Annotated in this window: 14 protein-coding genes and 1 riboswitch; of the genes, 10 read left to right on the forward strand and 4 right to left on the reverse strand. The window is 48.5% G+C overall.

Features of this window, described 5'->3' with window-relative positions:
• Positions 1-38: 38 nt before the first annotated feature.
• Positions 39-953: a ketopantoate reductase family protein gene (locus tag ACZGCQ_RS14540; protein ID WP_481266695.1), complete on the reverse strand. Its 915-nt coding sequence runs from the start codon at positions 951-953 to the stop codon at positions 39-41.
• Between the two features lie 182 nt (positions 954-1,135).
• Here ACZGCQ_RS14540 and ACZGCQ_RS14545 point away from each other — a divergent pair, with 182 nt between their 5' ends.
• From ACZGCQ_RS14545 to ahpF, 6 genes are all read left to right on the forward strand, one after another.
• Positions 1,136-1,852 carry a GntR family transcriptional regulator gene (locus ACZGCQ_RS14545; RefSeq protein WP_432238582.1) on the forward strand — a complete coding sequence of 239 codons (717 nt, stop codon included), beginning with the start codon at positions 1,136-1,138 and terminating at the stop codon, positions 1,850-1,852.
• A complete protein-coding gene (gene gntK / locus ACZGCQ_RS14550; RefSeq protein ID WP_481266696.1) occupies positions 1,845-3,386 on the forward strand; it encodes a gluconokinase in 1,542 nt (513 codons plus the stop codon). Before ACZGCQ_RS14545 ends, gntK begins: the two co-directional genes overlap by 8 nt.
• A 24-nt stretch (positions 3,387-3,410) precedes the next feature.
• Positions 3,411-4,757, forward strand: a complete 1,347-nt coding sequence (locus tag ACZGCQ_RS14555) for a GntP family permease (RefSeq protein ID WP_238238290.1) — start codon at positions 3,411-3,413, stop codon at positions 4,755-4,757.
• 20 nt (positions 4,758-4,777) lie between these two features.
• Positions 4,778-6,178: a decarboxylating NADP(+)-dependent phosphogluconate dehydrogenase gene (gene gnd, locus ACZGCQ_RS14560; RefSeq protein ID WP_481266697.1), complete on the forward strand. Its 1,401-nt coding sequence runs from the start codon at positions 4,778-4,780 to the stop codon at positions 6,176-6,178.
• A 221-nt stretch (positions 6,179-6,399) separates the two neighbouring features.
• The gene (gene ahpC, locus ACZGCQ_RS14565) at positions 6,400-6,963 is read left to right on the forward strand and encodes an alkyl hydroperoxide reductase subunit C (protein ID WP_023469815.1); all 564 of its coding nucleotides are present in this window, start codon (positions 6,400-6,402) and stop codon (positions 6,961-6,963) included.
• 14 nt (positions 6,964-6,977) lie between these two features.
• Positions 6,978-8,507 (forward strand): alkyl hydroperoxide reductase subunit F, encoded by a 1,530-nt coding sequence (gene ahpF, locus ACZGCQ_RS14570; RefSeq protein ID WP_411212228.1) that lies wholly within the window; start codon positions 6,978-6,980, stop codon positions 8,505-8,507.
• A 43-nt stretch (positions 8,508-8,550) separates the two neighbouring features.
• Here ahpF and ACZGCQ_RS14575 read toward each other — a convergent pair whose 3' ends face one another.
• Complete coding sequence (locus ACZGCQ_RS14575) at positions 8,551-9,120, reverse strand: hypothetical protein (RefSeq protein ID WP_481266698.1); 570 nt, start codon at positions 9,118-9,120, stop codon at positions 8,551-8,553.
• 250 nt (positions 9,121-9,370) lie between these two features.
• Between ACZGCQ_RS14575 and ACZGCQ_RS14580 the strand changes: the two genes are divergently transcribed.
• A complete protein-coding gene (locus ACZGCQ_RS14580) occupies positions 9,371-9,913 on the forward strand; it encodes an ECF transporter S component (protein ID WP_481266699.1) in 543 nt (180 codons plus the stop codon).
• Between the two features lie 44 nt (positions 9,914-9,957).
• Here ACZGCQ_RS14580 and ACZGCQ_RS14585 read toward each other — a convergent pair whose 3' ends face one another.
• Positions 9,958-11,451 (reverse strand): malate:quinone oxidoreductase, encoded by a 1,494-nt coding sequence (locus tag ACZGCQ_RS14585; RefSeq protein WP_481266700.1) that lies wholly within the window; start codon positions 11,449-11,451, stop codon positions 9,958-9,960.
• A gap of 244 nt (positions 11,452-11,695) precedes the next feature.
• Here ACZGCQ_RS14585 and ACZGCQ_RS14590 point away from each other — a divergent pair, with 244 nt between their 5' ends.
• Positions 11,696-13,225, forward strand: coding sequence for a cryptochrome/photolyase family protein (locus ACZGCQ_RS14590; RefSeq protein WP_481266701.1), 1,530 nt, complete (start codon positions 11,696-11,698; stop codon positions 13,223-13,225).
• 40 nt (positions 13,226-13,265) lie between these two features.
• Here the strand turns inward: ACZGCQ_RS14590 and ACZGCQ_RS14595 are convergent, their stop codons facing one another.
• On the reverse strand, positions 13,266-14,633 hold the full coding sequence (locus tag ACZGCQ_RS14595; RefSeq protein ID WP_481266702.1) for an amino acid permease: 1,368 nt from the start codon (positions 14,631-14,633) through the stop codon (positions 13,266-13,268).
• 160 nt (positions 14,634-14,793) lie between these two features.
• Positions 14,794-14,871, reverse strand: a riboswitch (glycine riboswitch).
• 209 nt (positions 14,872-15,080) lie between these two features.
• Between ACZGCQ_RS14595 and ACZGCQ_RS14600 the strand changes: the two genes are divergently transcribed.
• Both ACZGCQ_RS14600 and ACZGCQ_RS14605 read left to right on the forward strand, forming a co-directional pair.
• Complete coding sequence (locus ACZGCQ_RS14600) at positions 15,081-15,620, forward strand: histidine phosphatase family protein (RefSeq protein ID WP_481266703.1); 540 nt, start codon at positions 15,081-15,083, stop codon at positions 15,618-15,620.
• Positions 15,621-15,798: 178 nt separating this feature from the next.
• On the forward strand, positions 15,799-17,022 hold the full coding sequence (locus tag ACZGCQ_RS14605) for an MFS transporter (protein WP_050678565.1): 1,224 nt from the start codon (positions 15,799-15,801) through the stop codon (positions 17,020-17,022).
• Positions 17,023-17,045: the final 23 nt, after the last annotated feature.

Consider the following 17,045-nt stretch of genomic DNA (forward strand, 5'->3'; position numbering starts at 1 on the left):
GCATTACTCCATAATTTTTCTAAAATAGAAAAATGTAACTATTTAATCGTTTTGAGATACATGCGCAGATTCGCTTCGACTAATTTCAAGGCATTCATCTGATCAGTCGTAGAAGGCTTCAATAACACACTGAAAAAATGTTCCACTTCGACTGGCTGACCCTTTTCCATGTCCCGTAACATCGACGATTTCATCGTGTCTTCCATTCCATGCATCTGTTTCAACAGCACCGCTTCTACATCGTCATTAAAGACTGCGCCTTGTTCTTCCATCGCCTGTTTCGCTTCCGCCATGACGTCTAGGATCATTTGACGCCCGACAGCTTCTTCCCGAATCGGACCGATTGCTGAGCGAAATAGCGTCGTCACGCCCGCGAATGTCGAAATGAAGAGATACTTTTGCCACATGTCATCCATGATATGCATCGAGTACGTCATTGGTGCCTTCGCTTTCGCAAAACACGCTGCGATTTCCTCTAGACGCGCTGTTGGTTTACCGGTTCGTGAACCAAACAACAGCCGATGGGATGGGCTTGTCTGTAAAATGCGCCCTTCTGCATCAAGCGTCGACTCAATGAAGCAAAGACCTCCTAGTACTCGATCATCTCCAAAGACTTCTGTTAACTGTCGTATGTGTTGCATGCCATTCAACAAAGGAATGATGTACGTCTCGTTCGAAACGAATGGCGCAAGATCCTCTAAAACATCCTCTAAGTGATAAGCTTTCGTCGAAAGCAAGACGACATCAAATGTCTGATTTGGTCGCATGTCTCGTGTTATCAACTGAGGCATGAGCTTAATATCACCGTGAGGACTAGTGATGTGAAGTCCTGTTTTTTGTAGTTGTTCATATCGCTTCGGACGGACGAGGAAGGTCACCTGTTCTCCTTGCTCAGCAAGACGACCTCCGAAATAGCCTCCAACTGCCCCTGCACCTACAACTAACATGTTCATATGTACTATCTCCTCCTTACCCGTTCTGTACGTTGCTTACTCCTTTACCCTAACATATTTGGAACCGTTTTCCTGATTTCTGCGTGGATCGATTTGTTTTAAGTTAAGCGTTTGCATTTTAGAAAAAAACGTATATACTAACTTGTATACAAGTATACTCACTTTAGAAATCAGGTGATTCTATGTCAGAACTGTTATACCCCTTGAAGTGGTTATCGAAAGCTTCCGCCGGAGATCGTGTCGCACACGAGCTACGGATGCGCATCATTTCAGGAAAGATTGAAAGCGGTACCATCTTATCTGAGAACAAATTAGCCTCTGATTTTTCAGTCAGTCGCTCGCCCGTCCGTGATGCGTTAAAGGTCCTTGCATCCGAACAATTGATTCGTCTCGAGCGAATGGGAGCGGTCGTCGTCGGTTTGTCCGAGCGCGACATTCAGGAAATCTATGATGTCCGGCTACTCATCGAAACGTTCGTCTTCGAACGACTCGTTAAGATCGAACGGTCTGAACTCGTCCGGGAACTCAGTAAAATTCTCGAGATGATGAAGGTTGCCATCAAATATAAGGATGCTGATGAATTCTCCTTCCAGGATGTACTGTTTCATGAAACGATCATCCGCTCGATTGATCATGGATATGTCAGCATGATTTGGCAAAATCTCAAACCGGTCATGGAAAGTTTCATCCTCCTATCGATGCGGGTACGATTCGAGGAAGACATCGAAGACTTCGAACGCATCCTCGCGAACCACGCCTTGTACATCGAAGCGATCGAGACAGGGGATCGTGAACGGATGGTTGCTTCCTTGCATCAGAACTTTGATGACGTCCAGGAAGTCGAAGATCTCTGGAAAACGCAACAAATGATGTCGAAAGGAGTCGATTCACATGACTGAATACATGTTAGGCGTCGATATCGGAACGACGAGTACGAAAGCGGTCTTATTTACGACAAAAGGAGAGGTTGTCGGACAAACGAACGTCGGTTACCCACTCCATACACCAAACCGCTCGACGGCGGAGCAGAATCCGGAAGAAATTTTCGATGCGGTTCTCGAATCCATTCGCTTAATCACGAAACGTCATCCGAGCATGCCACCGAAGTTCGTTGCGTTCAGCAGTGCCATGCACAGTTTGATCGCAATGGATGCACAACATCAACCATTGACTGCCTGCATCACGTGGGCGGACAGCCGGAGTGAAGCATGGTCGAACAAGATTAAAGAACAATATGGTTTATCGATCTATCACCGGACCGGAACACCAATCCATCCGATGTCACCGCTCAGCAAAATCAGTTGGCTCGTCGAAGATCGTCCGGAGCTCCACGCTCAAACGAAAAAATATGTCGGGATCAAGGAATTCGTGTTCCAAAGATTGTTCGGCAGATATGTCATCGACCACTCTCTCGCTTCAGCGACCGGTCTCTTCAACATTCATGAATTAGGCTGGGATACAGGCGCGTTACATGTCGCAGGCATCGATGCAAGCTACTTATCGGAACCCGTACCGACGACGACGTCATGTACCGGATTGAATGCTGATTACGCCCGACAAATGGGACTATCCGTTGATACGCCGTTCTTAGTCGGCGCTAGTGACGGTGTCCTTTCTAACTTAGGTGTTAACGCGATTCGCAAAGGGGAAATTGCGATCACGATCGGAACGAGTGGTGCCATCCGAACAATCATTGATCGTCCGCAGACCGATGAAAAGGGACGAACGTTCTGTTACGCGCTGACCGAGGACCACTGGGTCATCGGTGGGCCGGTCAATAATGGCGGAATGGTCTTACGGTGGATCCGAGACGAACTCGCGTCAGCAGAAGTCGAGACAGCAAAACGCCTTGGCATCGATCCGTACGCCGTCCTGACGAAGATTGCCGAACGTGTCCGTCCGGGATCCGACGGGCTATTGTTCCACCCTTACTTGTCCGGTGAACGAGCACCGCTATGGAATCCGGATGTCAGCGGTTCGTTCTTCGGTTTGACGCTCTCGCACAAAAAAGAGCATATGATCCGGGCGGCACTAGAAGGCGTCATCTACAATCTCTATACCGTCTTCCTCGCCCTCGTCGAGTGCATGGACGGTCCCGTGACACGGATTCAAGCAACGGGTGGGTTTGCCCGGTCCGAAGTCTGGCGCCAAATGATGGCGGACATCTTTGAGTCGGAAGTCGTCATTCCGGAAAGTTTTGAAAGTTCATGTCTTGGTGCTTGTATTCTCGGACTGTATGCGACAGGGGAAGTCGATTCGTTCGAAGTCGTCTCTGAGATGATCGGAGAAACGCATCGCCATGTACCAAACGAGGAAGCTATGCATGAATACCGTCAGCTTTTACCGATTTTCATTAGTCTAGCTCGGACATTGTCTGAGGATCACAAACGAATCGCTACGTATCAACGGAGCTTGATTCAAGAAGAAAACTAACTTAATCTTTTGGGGGAAGTCATCATGCCTTTAGTCATCGTAGGAATTGGGATCGTCGCGTTGCTCGTTCTCATCATGGGGTTGAAATTAAATACGTTCGTCTCACTCATCATCGTTTCCTTTGGCGTTGCACTACTACTCGGCATGCCGCTCGATCAGATCGTCAAAACGATCGAAGCCGGTATCGGAGGAACGCTTGGTCACCTCGCATTGATCTTTGGTCTTGGTGCCATGCTTGGAAAGCTGATCGCTGACGCCGGGGGGGCGCAGCGAATCGCCATGACGCTTGTCGCCCGATTCGGGGAAAAGAACATCCAGTGGGCGGTCGTTGTCGCTTCATTCATCATCGGGATCGCCCTCTTCTTCGAAGTCGGACTCGTCCTGTTGATTCCAATCGTCTTTGCGATTTCACGTCAGCTCCGCGTCTCGATCCTATATCTCGGGATCCCGATGGTCGCAGCGCTGTCCGTCACGCACGGCTTCTTACCTCCTCACCCGGGTCCGACCGTCATCGCCGGGGAGTATAAAGCCAATATCGGGGAAGTCTTACTATATGGTTTCATCGTTGCTGTTCCGACGGTCATCATCGCCGGTCCTATCTTTACGAAAATTGCCAAACGACTTGTTCCTGAATCATTTACACGGACAGGTAACATCGCTTCACTCGGGGAACAAAAAGAATTTGATCTAGAAGAGACGCCAGGCTTCGGCATCAGTGTCTTCACGGCGATGCTACCGGTCCTCTTGATGTCGATCGCAACGATCTTCACACTTTTACAAGAAACACTCGGTTGGGGTGAAAATAGCGTCATCTCGGCAATCGAGTTTATCGGGAACGCTTCAACGGCGATGTTGATTTCGTTACTCGTCGCGGTCTATACGATGGGGATTGCGCGTAAGATTCCGATGCAGTCTGTCATGGAATCCTGCACGACGGCGATCGCTCAAATCGGGATGATGCTGTTGATCATCGGTGGTGGCGGTGCCTTCAAGCAAGTCTTGATTGACGGCGGTGTCGGGAAATACGTTGCCCAATTATTTGAGGGATCGGCGTTATCCCCGATTTTACTCGCTTGGTTGATCGCTGCGATTCTCCGGATCTCACTCGGTTCCGCGACAGTCGCTGCCCTATCAACGGCAGGTCTCGTCATTCCGTTACTGGAGCAATCCGACGTCAACTTAGCGCTCGTCGTTCTCGCGACTGGTGCAGGTAGTCTGATCGCTTCACACGTCAATGATGCAGGCTTCTGGATGTTTAAAGAGTATTTCGGATTATCATTAAAAGAAACGTTTGCGACATGGACTGTGCTTGAGACGATCATTTCCGTTTGTGGACTTGGGTTCGTTCTTCTCCTCAGCCTCGTCGTCTAAGAAAAGGAGTCGTTCTACTTATGCAACATTCTATCGGAGTCATCGGGCTTGGCGTCATGGGACGCAACCTGGCACTGAATATGGCAAGTCATCAAGAAGAAGTCGCCATCTATAACTACACACGTGATTTAACAGACGATCTCGTCGCACATGATGAAGGACTACCCCTTCATCCGTACTACGACATTGAAGCATTCGTTCAATCACTCGCTCGCCCACGTAAAATCTTCATGATGGTCACGGCTGGTAGCGCGATTGATTCAGTCATCGAATCGTTGCTTCCGCATCTCGAAACAGGCGATATCATCATGGATGGTGGGAACTCTCACTTCCTCGATACAGAGCGTCGTTTCGACGAGTTACAACGCCACGGGATCGAATACATCGGCGTTGGTGTATCGGGTGGTGAAGTCGGTGCGCGGACCGGTCCTGCGATCATGCCGGGTGGATCGAAAGAAGCTTACGACCATGTCGCACCGATCTTGACGAAGATCGCCGCCCATGTCGAAGGAGATCCATGTTGTGTCTATATTGGTCCGAAGGGCGCTGGTCACTTCGTCAAGATGGTCCATAACGGCATTGAGTATGCCGACATGCAACTGATCGCAGAAGCGTACAGCTTCCTTCGCTTCCGTCTCGGACTTGATGTCACGGAAGTCGCAGACATCTTCGCTGAGTGGAACGCAGGCGAACTGAAAAGTTACTTGATTGAGATCACAGCGGATATCCTCCGGAAAACGGATGACGAGACGGGACAACCGTTGATCGATGTCATTCTCGATCAAGCCGGTCAAAAAGGAACCGGAAAATGGACGAGCCTACAAGCCATTGATAATGGGATCGCTTCTTCGATCATCACGGAAGCCTTGTTCGCACGTTACCTCTCGGCTGTTAAAGAAGAACGCGTCGCAGCGTCTGCTGTCCTGAAGGGACCAGAAGACTTGTCAACGCTTGAGCGAGACGCGTGGGTCGAACGAATTCGTCAAGCGCTTTATATGGGGAAAGTCGCGGCATACGCGCAAGGCTTTACTCAGTACCGGACGTCATCTGAGTTGTATGACTGGAACTTACGCCTTGAAGAGATCGCCTTGATTTTCCGTGGCGGATGTATCATTCGGGCCGACTTCTTGAACGTCATCAGTGAAGCATTCAAAAACGACGCGAACCTCTCGAACTTGATGCTCGCCCCGTTCTTCGCTGAGAAAGTACAAGCGTATCAAGAATCGTTACGTCACGTCGTTGCTGAGGGTGCTTTGTCTGGTTTCGCTCTACCGTGTCTCTCGACGTCGTTGACGTATTATGATAGCTACCGGACAGCGAATTCGAATGCCAACATGTTGCAAGCGCAACGCGATTATTTCGGAGCTCACACGTATGCTCGGACAGACCGCGAAGGGATTTTCCACACGGACTGGCAATAAGGAATACAGCTCCCGACTCCTGTTTCATTTAGGCGTCGGGATTTCTTTTTTTGTTCACACAATCTTTCCTGAAATAAGAAATTGCCGATTATACCTTGACAAAAGTGTTGGTCTATATGAAATTAGTATTAGATTAGAATTATTCTAGTGTGATAAATACAGATTCCTTGTATGCACTAGAACAGATTCTAAATATAGAACCCTTGAGGAGGATTTTTATCATGTCTTTAATCGGAAGTGAAGTAAAACCATTCAGCGCATCAGCATTCCACAACGGAGAATTCGTTGACCTAACGGATGCCAACCTTCGCGGTAAATGGAGTGTCGTATGTTTCTACCCTGCAGACTTTACATTCGTTTGCCCGACAGAACTCGAAGATCTCCAAAACCAATACGAAACACTCAAAGCGCTTGACGTTGAAGTTTACTCTGTTTCAACAGATACGCATTTCACACATAAAGCATGGCACGAAACATCAGAAACAATCGGTAAAATCGAGTACGTCATGATCGGCGACCCATCACACGTCATCTCACGTAACTTCGAAGTCTTGAACGAACAAGATGGTCTTGCTGACCGCGGTACGTTCATCATCGACCCAGACGGCGTCATCCAAACAGTTGAGATCAACGCAGGCGGTATCGGTCGCGATGCAAGCACGCTCGTCAACAAAATCAAAGCAGCACAATACGTACGTAACAATCCAGGCGAAGTCTGCCCAGCGAAATGGGAAGAAGGCTCTGCAACACTCACACCAAGCCTTGACCTCGTCGGAAAAATTTAAGGAGCGGATTCGCGATGGCTTTAGCACCAGACATTAAAGCACAACTCGCGCAATACCTCGAGCTTCTCGAAGGCGATCTCGTCCTAGCGGTTAGCGCTGGGACAGACGCCGTCTCGCTTGAGATGAGCGCACTCGTCGAAGAGATCGCAAGCATGACACCACGCATCTCCGTCGAGCAGGCAAGCCTTCCCCGGACACCAAGTTTCACAGTCAACCGTGTCGGTGAGACAAGCGGCATCACGTTCGCGGGAATTCCACTCGGTCATGAGTTCACGTCCCTCGTTCTCGCTCTGCTACAAGTCAGCGGTCGAGCACCGAAGGTCGATGCGGAAGTCATCAAGCAGATTCAAGGCATTCAAGAAACGTACCACTTCGAGTCGTACATCAGCTTGAGCTGCCACAACTGCCCAGATGTCGTACAAGCATTGAACGTCATGAGCGTCCTCAACCCGAACATCAGTCACACGATGATTGATGGCGCGGCATTTAAGGAAGAAGTCGAACAAAAAGAGATCATGGCTGTTCCGACGGTCTTCGTCAACGGCGAAGCATTCGGTAACGGACGGATGTCACTTGAAGAAATCTTGGCGAAGCTTGGCACAGGTGCCGATGCTTCTGATTTCGCTGATAAAGATCCATACGATGTCCTTGTCGTCGGTGGTGGTCCAGCTGGATCGAGTGCTGCCATCTATGCAGCTCGTAAAGGCATCCGGACAGGAATCGTCGCAGAGCGCTTCGGTGGACAAGTCATGGATACGATGAGCATCGAAAACTTCATCAGCATGAAGTACACGGAAGGACCAAAACTCGTCGCAAGTCTTGAGGAGCACGTCAAGGAATATGGCATTGATGTCATGAACCTGCAGCGGGCAACTCGCCTTGAGAAGAAGGACCTCCTCGAGCTCGAGCTTGAGAATGGTGCTGTCTTGAAGACGAAGAGTTTGATCCTTTCAACAGGTGCACGCTGGCGTAACGTTGGTGTCCCAGGCGAACTCGAATTCAAGAATAAAGGTGTCGCCTACTGCCCACACTGTGATGGCCCATTGTTCGAAGGAAAACGTGTAGCAGTCATCGGTGGCGGAAACTCAGGGATCGAAGCAGCCATCGATCTCGCGGGAATCGTCAAACATGTCACGGTCCTTGAATTCGCACCGGAACTAAAAGCCGACGCTGTTCTTCAAGAACGCCTCGCTTCGCTTCCGAACGTCACGGTCGTCGTCAACGCACAAACGAAGGAAATCACAGGAACGGACAAAGTGAACGGGATCACGTACATCGAGCGCGAAACGAACGTTGAACGTCACGTCGAGCTTGAAGGTGTCTTCGTCCAGATTGGTCTCGTACCAAACACGGACTGGCTCGGTGAAACGGTGAGCCGTAACAAGTTCGGTGAAGTCCAAGTCGATCGCCACGGCGCAACGAACGTACCAGGCGTTTTCGCAGCAGGAGACTGTACAGATAGCGCGTATAAACAGATCATCATCTCGATGGGATCTGGTGCAACAGCTGCATTGGGTGCTTTCGATCATTTGATCCGAAATTAAACGAAAAGAGCGGAACTCGGACGAGTTTCGCTCTTTTTCTATTTCAATAGTAGATTTCACCAACGGATGAACAATGAAACTCTTTTGTGATGTGGTGCTTTGTTAAGATGCCTTGCTTCGCGTATGTACCACTGACCGTTACGACCATCGTTTGTCCTGCATCGATTCGGGTACCATCGAATCCTTTCTGTATCCAAATGCCATCATTGATGCCTTGAGACGTCATCGAAAAGACATCAGAGAACCATTGTCGCTCACTTCGCTCCAAAAGTTCCGTTTCGAAATTTCCCGTGATCCGAACTTCTTTTCCACCTTGTGTTCGTTCAAGTGCTCGTTGACTATCTCCATAAATACTCAGTTGAACATGCAACGGCTTTAACCGTTTGACTACTCGTTCCTGAAAACGTTTTGGCGAAACCCAGTCCTCGTCTGCGAATTGATTTGCTGCAAGCAATGTGACGTCCGCATTTTCCTGTGTCCGATTCAGTTCTCGCACGATTTTTTCATATGCTACGTAATAGCGTTGATGTTGTGTTGTCTGGTCCTTTGCCTCCGATGTGACTGGTGACAATGAAGCAAGTATGAGAACGGCTGTCACGATCTGATATTTCATTGACTTCCCCTTCCTTTCGCTATTCATTGTAAGAAAAAAACGAGGAATAGATTCGAAAACGACAACCGTTTTGGAGACTTTTTCATTTAAGACTGTATAAATAGATTAAACTCTTTTGGAATTAAGAACGAATGACGACTTTTTAGTCAATCTGACCCCTATAAATAATTCAAAGTTGACACTTTTGACTAGTCCAGGCATCTGATAGATTAAAGCTATCTTAAAATCTATCATAAAGAAGGTTAGCCACATGCAAAAAGCAGCACCGTATTCTAGCACTCGTACCCGCCAGCTCGTCATCACTGCGATGTCAATCGCACTTGTTCTTGTTGCGACACTATTCATCAATATCAAATTGCCAATCGCTTCAAGCGGTGGTCTCGTTCATATGGGAACAGCAATGCTCTTTCTCATCGCGATTTTATTCGGTCCACGGACAGCACTGATTGCCGGAGCAATCGGTATGGGATTATTTGATCTTATCAGTGGATGGACACTCTGGGCTCCATTTACAATCGTAGCTCGAGGACTCCAAGGATATATTGTCGGGCGTATCGCCTGGTCTTCGCGATACAAAGGAGACAACCCTGGCTTAAATATTTTTGCAATGATTGTTTCTGCTCCTGTCATGCTTGCTGTTTACTATGTTTGTGAAGGTATTCTTTACAGCAACTGGGTCGCACCAATCGCTTCGATTCCAGGAAACATCACACAAAACGTTGTCGGAATCCTCGTTGCGATTCCAGTCGGTATTGCCTTAAAGAAAACGCGTTTCTTCCGTAACTTCCGCTAAATCCAAAAACCGTCCGGCTCCTCGTAGAGTCGGACGGTTTTCGTTTAGCGAATCGGTTGACCTTGTTCAAGCTCAAGCGTTTTGGCTGTTTCTGCATGGATCTGTTCGAACAGCTCCGGATGTTCAACAAGCGAGATTCCGTAAGACGGAATCATCTCCTTGATTTTTGCTTCCCACGCCGGTAATTCGGACGGGAAACATTTTCCGAGTACTTCAAGCATGACGGGAACCGCTGTTGAGGCACCTGGAGACGCCCCGAGTAAGGCAGCGACAGATCCGTCGGCTGCGCTGACGACCTCTGTTCCGAACTGGAGTGTCCCTTTTCCTTGTGGTGTATCCTTGATGACTTGGACACGTTGACCAGCGACGACGACATCCCAGTCTTCTGTCTTCGCATTCGGAATGAACTCTCGTAATTCGTTCATCCGTTGTTCCGTCGACAAGAGGACTTGTTCGATCAGATACTTCGTCAATCCCATCTCTTTTGCTCCCGCAGCAAGCATCGTCAAGACGTTGTTCGGTTTGACGGACGCAATCAAATCAAGATTCGATCCTGTCTTAAGGAACTTCGGTGAAAAGCCAGCGAACGGTCCGAAGAGAAGCGATTTCTTCCCATCGATGTATCGTGTATCCAAGTGCGGTACTGACATCGGTGGTGCTCCGACTTTCGCTTTTCCGTAGACTTTCGCATGGTGCTGCTCGATGATCTCAGGATTTTTACAAACGAGGAACAAGCCGCTGACCGGGAAACCACCGATTTGCTTCGATTCTTCGATGCCTGTTTTTTGCAGCAACGGTAGACTACCGCCGCCACCCCCGATGAAGACGAACTGCGCCGTATGATGCTCAATCCGGTGATCGCGCTCATTCTTCACTTTGACTTCCCAACCACCGTCAACACGCTTCAAATTCTCGACACCGTGCTGGTAGTTGATTGTAACATCGTGCTGTGCGAGATATTCAAACAGGATTCGTGTCAACGCACCAAAGTTGACGTCCGTTCCTGAATCGATTTTCGTCGCAGCGATCGGCTCGGGTGATGTCCGACCGTTCATGATGAGTGGAATCCACTCGGCTAATTTCGCTGGATCCTTTGAATATTCCATTCCCGCAAACAACGGATTCGCTGATAGCGCTTCCAATCGTTTTTTCAGGAATTCGACGTTTTCCGTTCCTTCGACCATGCTCATATGTGGAATCGGCATGATGAACTCTTTCGGATTCGGCAAGACACCTTCCTTAACGAGATGCGACCAGAATTGACGTGACAGTTGGAACTGTTCGTTTACTTTGACCGCTTTACTGATATCGATCGAACCATCGGCGTTCTCTGTCGTATAGTTCAGTTCGCATAGTGCGGCGTGACCTGTTCCGGCATTGTTCCACTCATTCGAGCTTTCTTCCCCGGCACTCGCGAGTTTCTCGAATACCTTGATGTTCATCTCAGGCGCGAGTTCTTTTAACAAGACCCCTAACGTCGCGCTCATGACTCCGGCACCAATTAAAATAACGTCTGTTTTTTTAGGCATACTGCTCATGATATCCTTCCTATCCCCGTTGATATTATGGACTACCTGTCATGAAAAACTTCCCCCTCATGACGACAACTTACCTTTCCATTATAACCCTATCATAGCTTGCACAGAAAGGAACTTCTTTTACATTCAGAAATGTGTAAAAGCGACGATTCAGGTAAGAAGATTTTTGTCAGCCGGCATACAATCAGGCATGACTTTGACGAAAAACGGTAATCATATAACGAAAGTAAAAGGAGGAACACTCATGGCGACACGCTGGATATTCGGCAATCAATTGAATCACGATCTCCCTTTATTGAAGGAAGCAAACAAACAAGACGACGTCATCCTGATGGTCGAAGCGACCTCGCGCTCTAAGTGGAAGACGTACCATAAACAAAAGCTCGTCCTCGTCTTCTCAGCGATGCGACATTTTGCGGAAGAACTGCGCGAAAAAGGTTTCACCGTCGATTACCGGGAAGCTGATTCGTTCGATCAGGCATTTAAGGCGCACCGGGAAGATCATGATCCGGATCATGTATTCTATACGGCGATCACGGACGAACCGATGCGAAAGGCGATGCACAAGTGGCAAGACGCTTTACCGAAGAAGATCACAGTCGAGGTCTGTTCCGACGTGCCGTTGTTTTTACTGACGCAGGAAGCAGCGGTCGAAGCAATCGGCGACAAGCCCTACAAGATGGATCGGTTTTATCGTGAGCTGCGCAAGGAACGAAACGTTCTCATGAGCGGCTCCAAACCGATTGGTGGAAAGTGGTCGTTTGACGCCGAGAACCGAAAACCAGCAAAGTCCGGGACGACGTTTCCGGATCCCGTTCAGTTTCGTCCCGATCGCATCACAAAGGACGTCATCGACAAGGTCGAGCGTGATTTCTCTGATCATCCGGGAGCACTTGATTCCTTCCATTGGCCGGTTACACGAAAGGAAGCGACGCGGGCTCTCCATCGTTTCATCGAAGAACGACTCGAGACGTTCGGGACGTATCAAGACGCCATGCTGACCGGCGAAGATACGTTATCGCATTCGCTCTTGTCTGCAGCAATCAATCTCGGCTTGCTGACACCAGAAGAGGTCATTCGTCAAGTTGAAGCCGCCCTCGAAGATCAAGATGCTCCGCTCAATGCGGTCGAAGGTTTTATTCGACAAATCCTCGGCTGGCGCGAGTACATGCGTGCCGTCTACCTAGCCGAGATGCCGGACTATGCTTCCGTTAATGCGCTACGTCATGAAGCGGATTTACCTGACTTTTTCTGGACCGGGAAGACGAACATGAACTGTGTCGCTGAATCGTTACGTCCTGTTGTCGATCATGCCCATAATCACCATATCCAACGCTTGATGGTGCTCGGGAACTTCGCTAATCTGTTTGCGATCTCGCCGCAACAGACAGCAGATTGGTTCAACGAGATGTACATCGATGCCTATGACTGGGTCGTCTTACCGAACGTCCTCGGGATGGCGCTTCATGCCGACGGAGGAACATTATCGACTAAACCGTACATCGCTTCGGCGAATTACATCCATAAGATGAGTGATTATTGCAAGGGATGTCCGTTTCATCAAAAGGACATGCTCGGAGAGGATGCCTGTCCGTTTAACGCCTTGTACTGGGACTTCATCGACCGGCACGAAAAACGCTTCGCTGATAATCAGCGGATGTCGATGATGTATCGGCAATGGGGAAAGCGCGATGCGGACAGCAAACGCGATATTCGAAAGAAAGCGAAAGCACTTCGGAAACAACTACAGGATGGTGCTTTCGATACACCATGAAACAAGCCGGTCGGATTAGATCCGACCGGCTTGTTTTGGCTTACGCACTTTTTTGTTCAGCTGCTTGTTGTTTCTTTTTCCGAAGGTGGTACAGTCCGAATAGTCCGAGGAACCAAACCGGTGTCAGCAACAAGGCTGGACGTGTATCGTCAGCAAACAGCATGACGACGAGAATGACCGCAAACAATCCGAGCACGAGGTAATTGACGAATGGTGTCAATGGTGCTTTGAATGTCGATGCTGCATGCAATTCCGGATTTTGTTTCTTGTACCGGAGATGACAGACGAGGATGACACCCCAGACCCAGATGAAGCAGATCGCACTGATCGTCGTGACGATACTAAATGCTTGTCCTGGTAACAGTTTACTGAGCAAGGCACCGACTGAGACGACAATCGTCGAGACGAACAAGGCGTTTGCCGGAACATGGTTTTTGTTCAACTTCGAGAACTTTTTCGATGCTTGCTGTTGATTTCCCAGGTTATACAGAATCCGGCTCGTCGAGAACATTCCGCTGTTACATGCAGAAGCAGCAGATGTCAGTACGACGAAGTTGATGATTCCTGCTGCGAGTGGAATCCCGATCAGACTGAACGTCTTGACGAACGGACTTTCTGTCGCACTTAATCCTGTCCATGGGTTGATCATCAAGAGGACGAGTAAGGCACCGACATAGAAGAACAAGATCCGAAGCGGAATCTTATTGATCGCGGACGGAATGTTCTTCTTCGGATCCGCTGTTTCTGCTGCGGATACCCCAACGAGCTCAACACCGACATAGGCGAAGACGACCATTTGGAACGATAGCAAGAATCCAGAAATCCCGTTTGGCATCCATCCGTCATGTGACCAGAGGTTCGACACGGTCACGGGACCGGCGTCCGTTTTAAAACCAATCGCGAGCAGGACGATTCCGACACCAATCAAGGCAAGGATCGTCACGACCTTGATCAAGGCGAACCAAAACTCGAGTTCACCGAACAATTTAACAGTCAATAAGTTAAAGCCAAGTAAAATCAAGAGCGCAAGAACGGCTGGAATCCATTGCGGGATATCAAACCAATACTTGACGTACAGACCGACGGCGATGATGTCCGCCATTGCCGTCATGATCCAACAGAACCAGTACGTCCAACCGGTCACGAATGCGGCACGTGGTCCGAGATAATCTTCTGCGATATCCGTGAGTGACTGATAACCTGCTTTTGACAATAACAATTCCCCAAGTGCACGCATGACGAAGAAGATCGCGATCCCGACGAGTAAGTAGGCAAAAATGATCGATGGTCCGGCGAGTTGGATCGCTTTACCTGATCCTAAAAACAAACCCGTTCCGATCGTTCCACCAATAGCAATCAACTGTACATGACGATTCGATAAATCCCGCTTTAATCCTTGCTGTTCCAAACCTGAACTCCTCCTTATGATGGCTTCTCTACGCTTCAGACCGTTCTGTCGGTCCTGAAAAAGAAAAAAAGAGACTGGACGAATGTCCAATCTCAACAAAATCAAAGGAATAACCCATACACGCCACTACGACATTCCATGAATGCCCGTCGCTGCATGTGATTACTCTTCTGTCCGTTTGCCTGAGATTGTGAACCCTTCGGCGCCGTGTCGACACGGTCTCTCCAGAAGCTGCTCCTGCCATAGTGTGACCCATGACAATCATAGCTTTCTCTTTATTTGATTATCCGATGCGTCGCTGCATCGATGAATTGTTTCTAATTCTAGTAATCTCGACAGCGTTTGTCAACGCCTTTTTCAAAATGATTTTTCAATTCATGAAAAGGACTTTACCATCTTTTCCAGAAATCATACAGCAACACTTGATCACGAAAGGATGAAACATTCATGTCGACGCTTTACTTGATTCGCCACTGCGAAACGACTGGTCAAGCATCGGAAGACCCGTTAACACCTCGTGGAGAGGAACAGGCGCAACGACTGTGTACACAGCTACTTGAGCTTCCGATCACGCATCTTATTTCGAGTCCGTATCGCCGTGCGCTCGACTCGATTCAACCACTTGCGACTGCTCTGAAACTGTCGGTTGCACAAGAAGAGGACTTAAAAGAACGACGGTTAAGTGCTGTTCCACTTGACGATTGGCAGGACCATCTTCGTCGAACGTTCAGCGATCCAGACTATACGTGTCCTGGTGGTGAATCTAGCCGGATAGCAACTAAACGCATCACGCGTGTCGTTGAGGAAGCGTTGCAACAGCATGATGGATCGATTCTCGTGACACACGGGAATTTATTATCTTTATATCTGCATTCAATTGATCCTACTTTTGGATTCAAAGAAAGTTTACAGCTGAAAAATCCGGATATTTTTAAGGTGACACGTATTCAACAACAAACAATCATCGAACACTTGGAAGCTTTTTGAAAATCTATTCATTTTAGGCATATGACTTGATATAATCTATTCTTTTTACTTATGAAAAGCATAAGAACTATCTATTTTACTTCCCTTCGGAACGGCTTTATATTGAATGAATTGATAATAAAGTTAAGTAGTTTTCGATTCATGTATGAAGCGGAACTTCAGAAAAGAAGGGATTTTTATGTCTACCACAAAAAAAGGCTATTTCATGATGATCGTCCTCTGGTTCGCCTATGCGACCTTCGCCATGAACTGGGTCGCGGGTTCGTCGTTGACACCACAAATCACGGCGCATTTCTTCGGCAATCAGACCGTTGACCCCCTCATCTCACAACTCGTCAACTATTCGATCACGACGGCACGTGTTTTCGCGAACATTCTCGCTGCGCTCATCTTGATGAAGCTCGGTCCGAAAAAAGCACCGTTACTCGCATTGTTGTTCCTGATGATGTCGATCGTCGCCATCTATCTACCGAACTACTGGGCGTATACAGTCGCTCGCATGGTCATGGGACTCGGTGGTTCGATGGTCATCGTCTATATGAATCCGGTCGTGACACGTTACGTCCAGGATCCGGCTGAAAAATTACGGATCAACGCTTTCAATACCGTATCGTATAACGTAGGTGCATTCGTCGTGTCACTCTTGTTCACCTTGTTCGCTGATCAATTCGTCAGTGACTGGAAACTGACATTGACAATCTTCGCGAGTCTGACAGCAATCCTCTTCTTTGCATGGTGGATCGGCAGTGAATCGTTCGAGTTGAACGATGCTGCGGACGCAGACGAAACGCCTTATGGTTATGGAGATGCTGTCCGCGATCCGTTCCTTTGGAAATATGCGGTTGCCTTCGGCGGTTTCCTGACGCTCTATATTTTATCGCTCGTCGGCTTGAAACCCGTTTTCGATACGTACACGCAGTTGAACGGTTCGCTCGTCAACCTGTTGGTCTCAGGTGCTGGAATCGTCGGTACGTTCGTTGGTCTACGCATCGGTAACAAAGGAACACCTCGTAAACCGATTCTGTTGATCAGCGGGACGGTCATGATCGCGAGTTTCCTCGTCACCGTCTTGTTCGGAAACATCTCGCCACTCGTTTCATATGTCTTTGCGTTCATTTCCGGATTTGCGATGTACATCCAGTATCCGATCTTCATGAACTTGGCACACGAACGAAAAGGCATGACACCGCAAAAGATCACCGTCTTATTTGGTCTATTCTGGGCGATCGCTTATGCGACGCAGACGATCTTTACGATCATTTGGAGTTACGCACTCGGACATGCGGGGTATACGGTCTCGATGATCGTTTTCTTCCTCTGCTGTTCCGTGTATCTGTTCTTCACGTTCTTCTTACCAGAAACAAAACCAAAACGGACGGATGCACTTCGAAAATCCGCTTAATCCACCAACAAGCCCTTCCGAAA

Source organism: Exiguobacterium sp. HSB13 (assembly GCF_056764755.1).

Excerpts from the sequence above, each read along its gene's own strand:
- ACZGCQ_RS14540 (WP_481266695.1), bottom strand. The coding sequence starts at position 953 with ATGAACATGTTAGTTGTAGGTGCAGGGGCAGTTGGAGGCTATTTCGGA.
- ACZGCQ_RS14545 (WP_432238582.1), top strand. The coding sequence starts at position 1,136 with ATGTCAGAACTGTTATACCCCTTGAAGTGGTTATCGAAAGCTTCCGCC.
- gntK (WP_481266696.1), top strand. The coding sequence starts at position 1,845 with ATGACTGAATACATGTTAGGCGTCGATATCGGAACGACGAGTACGAAA.
- ACZGCQ_RS14555 (WP_238238290.1), top strand. The coding sequence starts at position 3,411 with ATGCCTTTAGTCATCGTAGGAATTGGGATCGTCGCGTTGCTCGTTCTC.
- gnd (WP_481266697.1), top strand. The coding sequence starts at position 4,778 with ATGCAACATTCTATCGGAGTCATCGGGCTTGGCGTCATGGGACGCAAC.
- ahpC (WP_023469815.1), top strand. The coding sequence starts at position 6,400 with ATGTCTTTAATCGGAAGTGAAGTAAAACCATTCAGCGCATCAGCATTC.
- ahpF (WP_411212228.1), top strand. The coding sequence starts at position 6,978 with ATGGCTTTAGCACCAGACATTAAAGCACAACTCGCGCAATACCTCGAG.
- ACZGCQ_RS14575 (WP_481266698.1), bottom strand. The coding sequence starts at position 9,120 with ATGAAATATCAGATCGTGACAGCCGTTCTCATACTTGCTTCATTGTCA.
- ACZGCQ_RS14580 (WP_481266699.1), top strand. The coding sequence starts at position 9,371 with ATGCAAAAAGCAGCACCGTATTCTAGCACTCGTACCCGCCAGCTCGTC.
- ACZGCQ_RS14585 (WP_481266700.1), bottom strand. The coding sequence starts at position 11,451 with ATGAGCAGTATGCCTAAAAAAACAGACGTTATTTTAATTGGTGCCGGA.
- ACZGCQ_RS14590 (WP_481266701.1), top strand. The coding sequence starts at position 11,696 with ATGGCGACACGCTGGATATTCGGCAATCAATTGAATCACGATCTCCCT.
- ACZGCQ_RS14600 (WP_481266703.1), top strand. The coding sequence starts at position 15,081 with ATGTCGACGCTTTACTTGATTCGCCACTGCGAAACGACTGGTCAAGCA.
- ACZGCQ_RS14605 (WP_050678565.1), top strand. The coding sequence starts at position 15,799 with ATGTCTACCACAAAAAAAGGCTATTTCATGATGATCGTCCTCTGGTTC.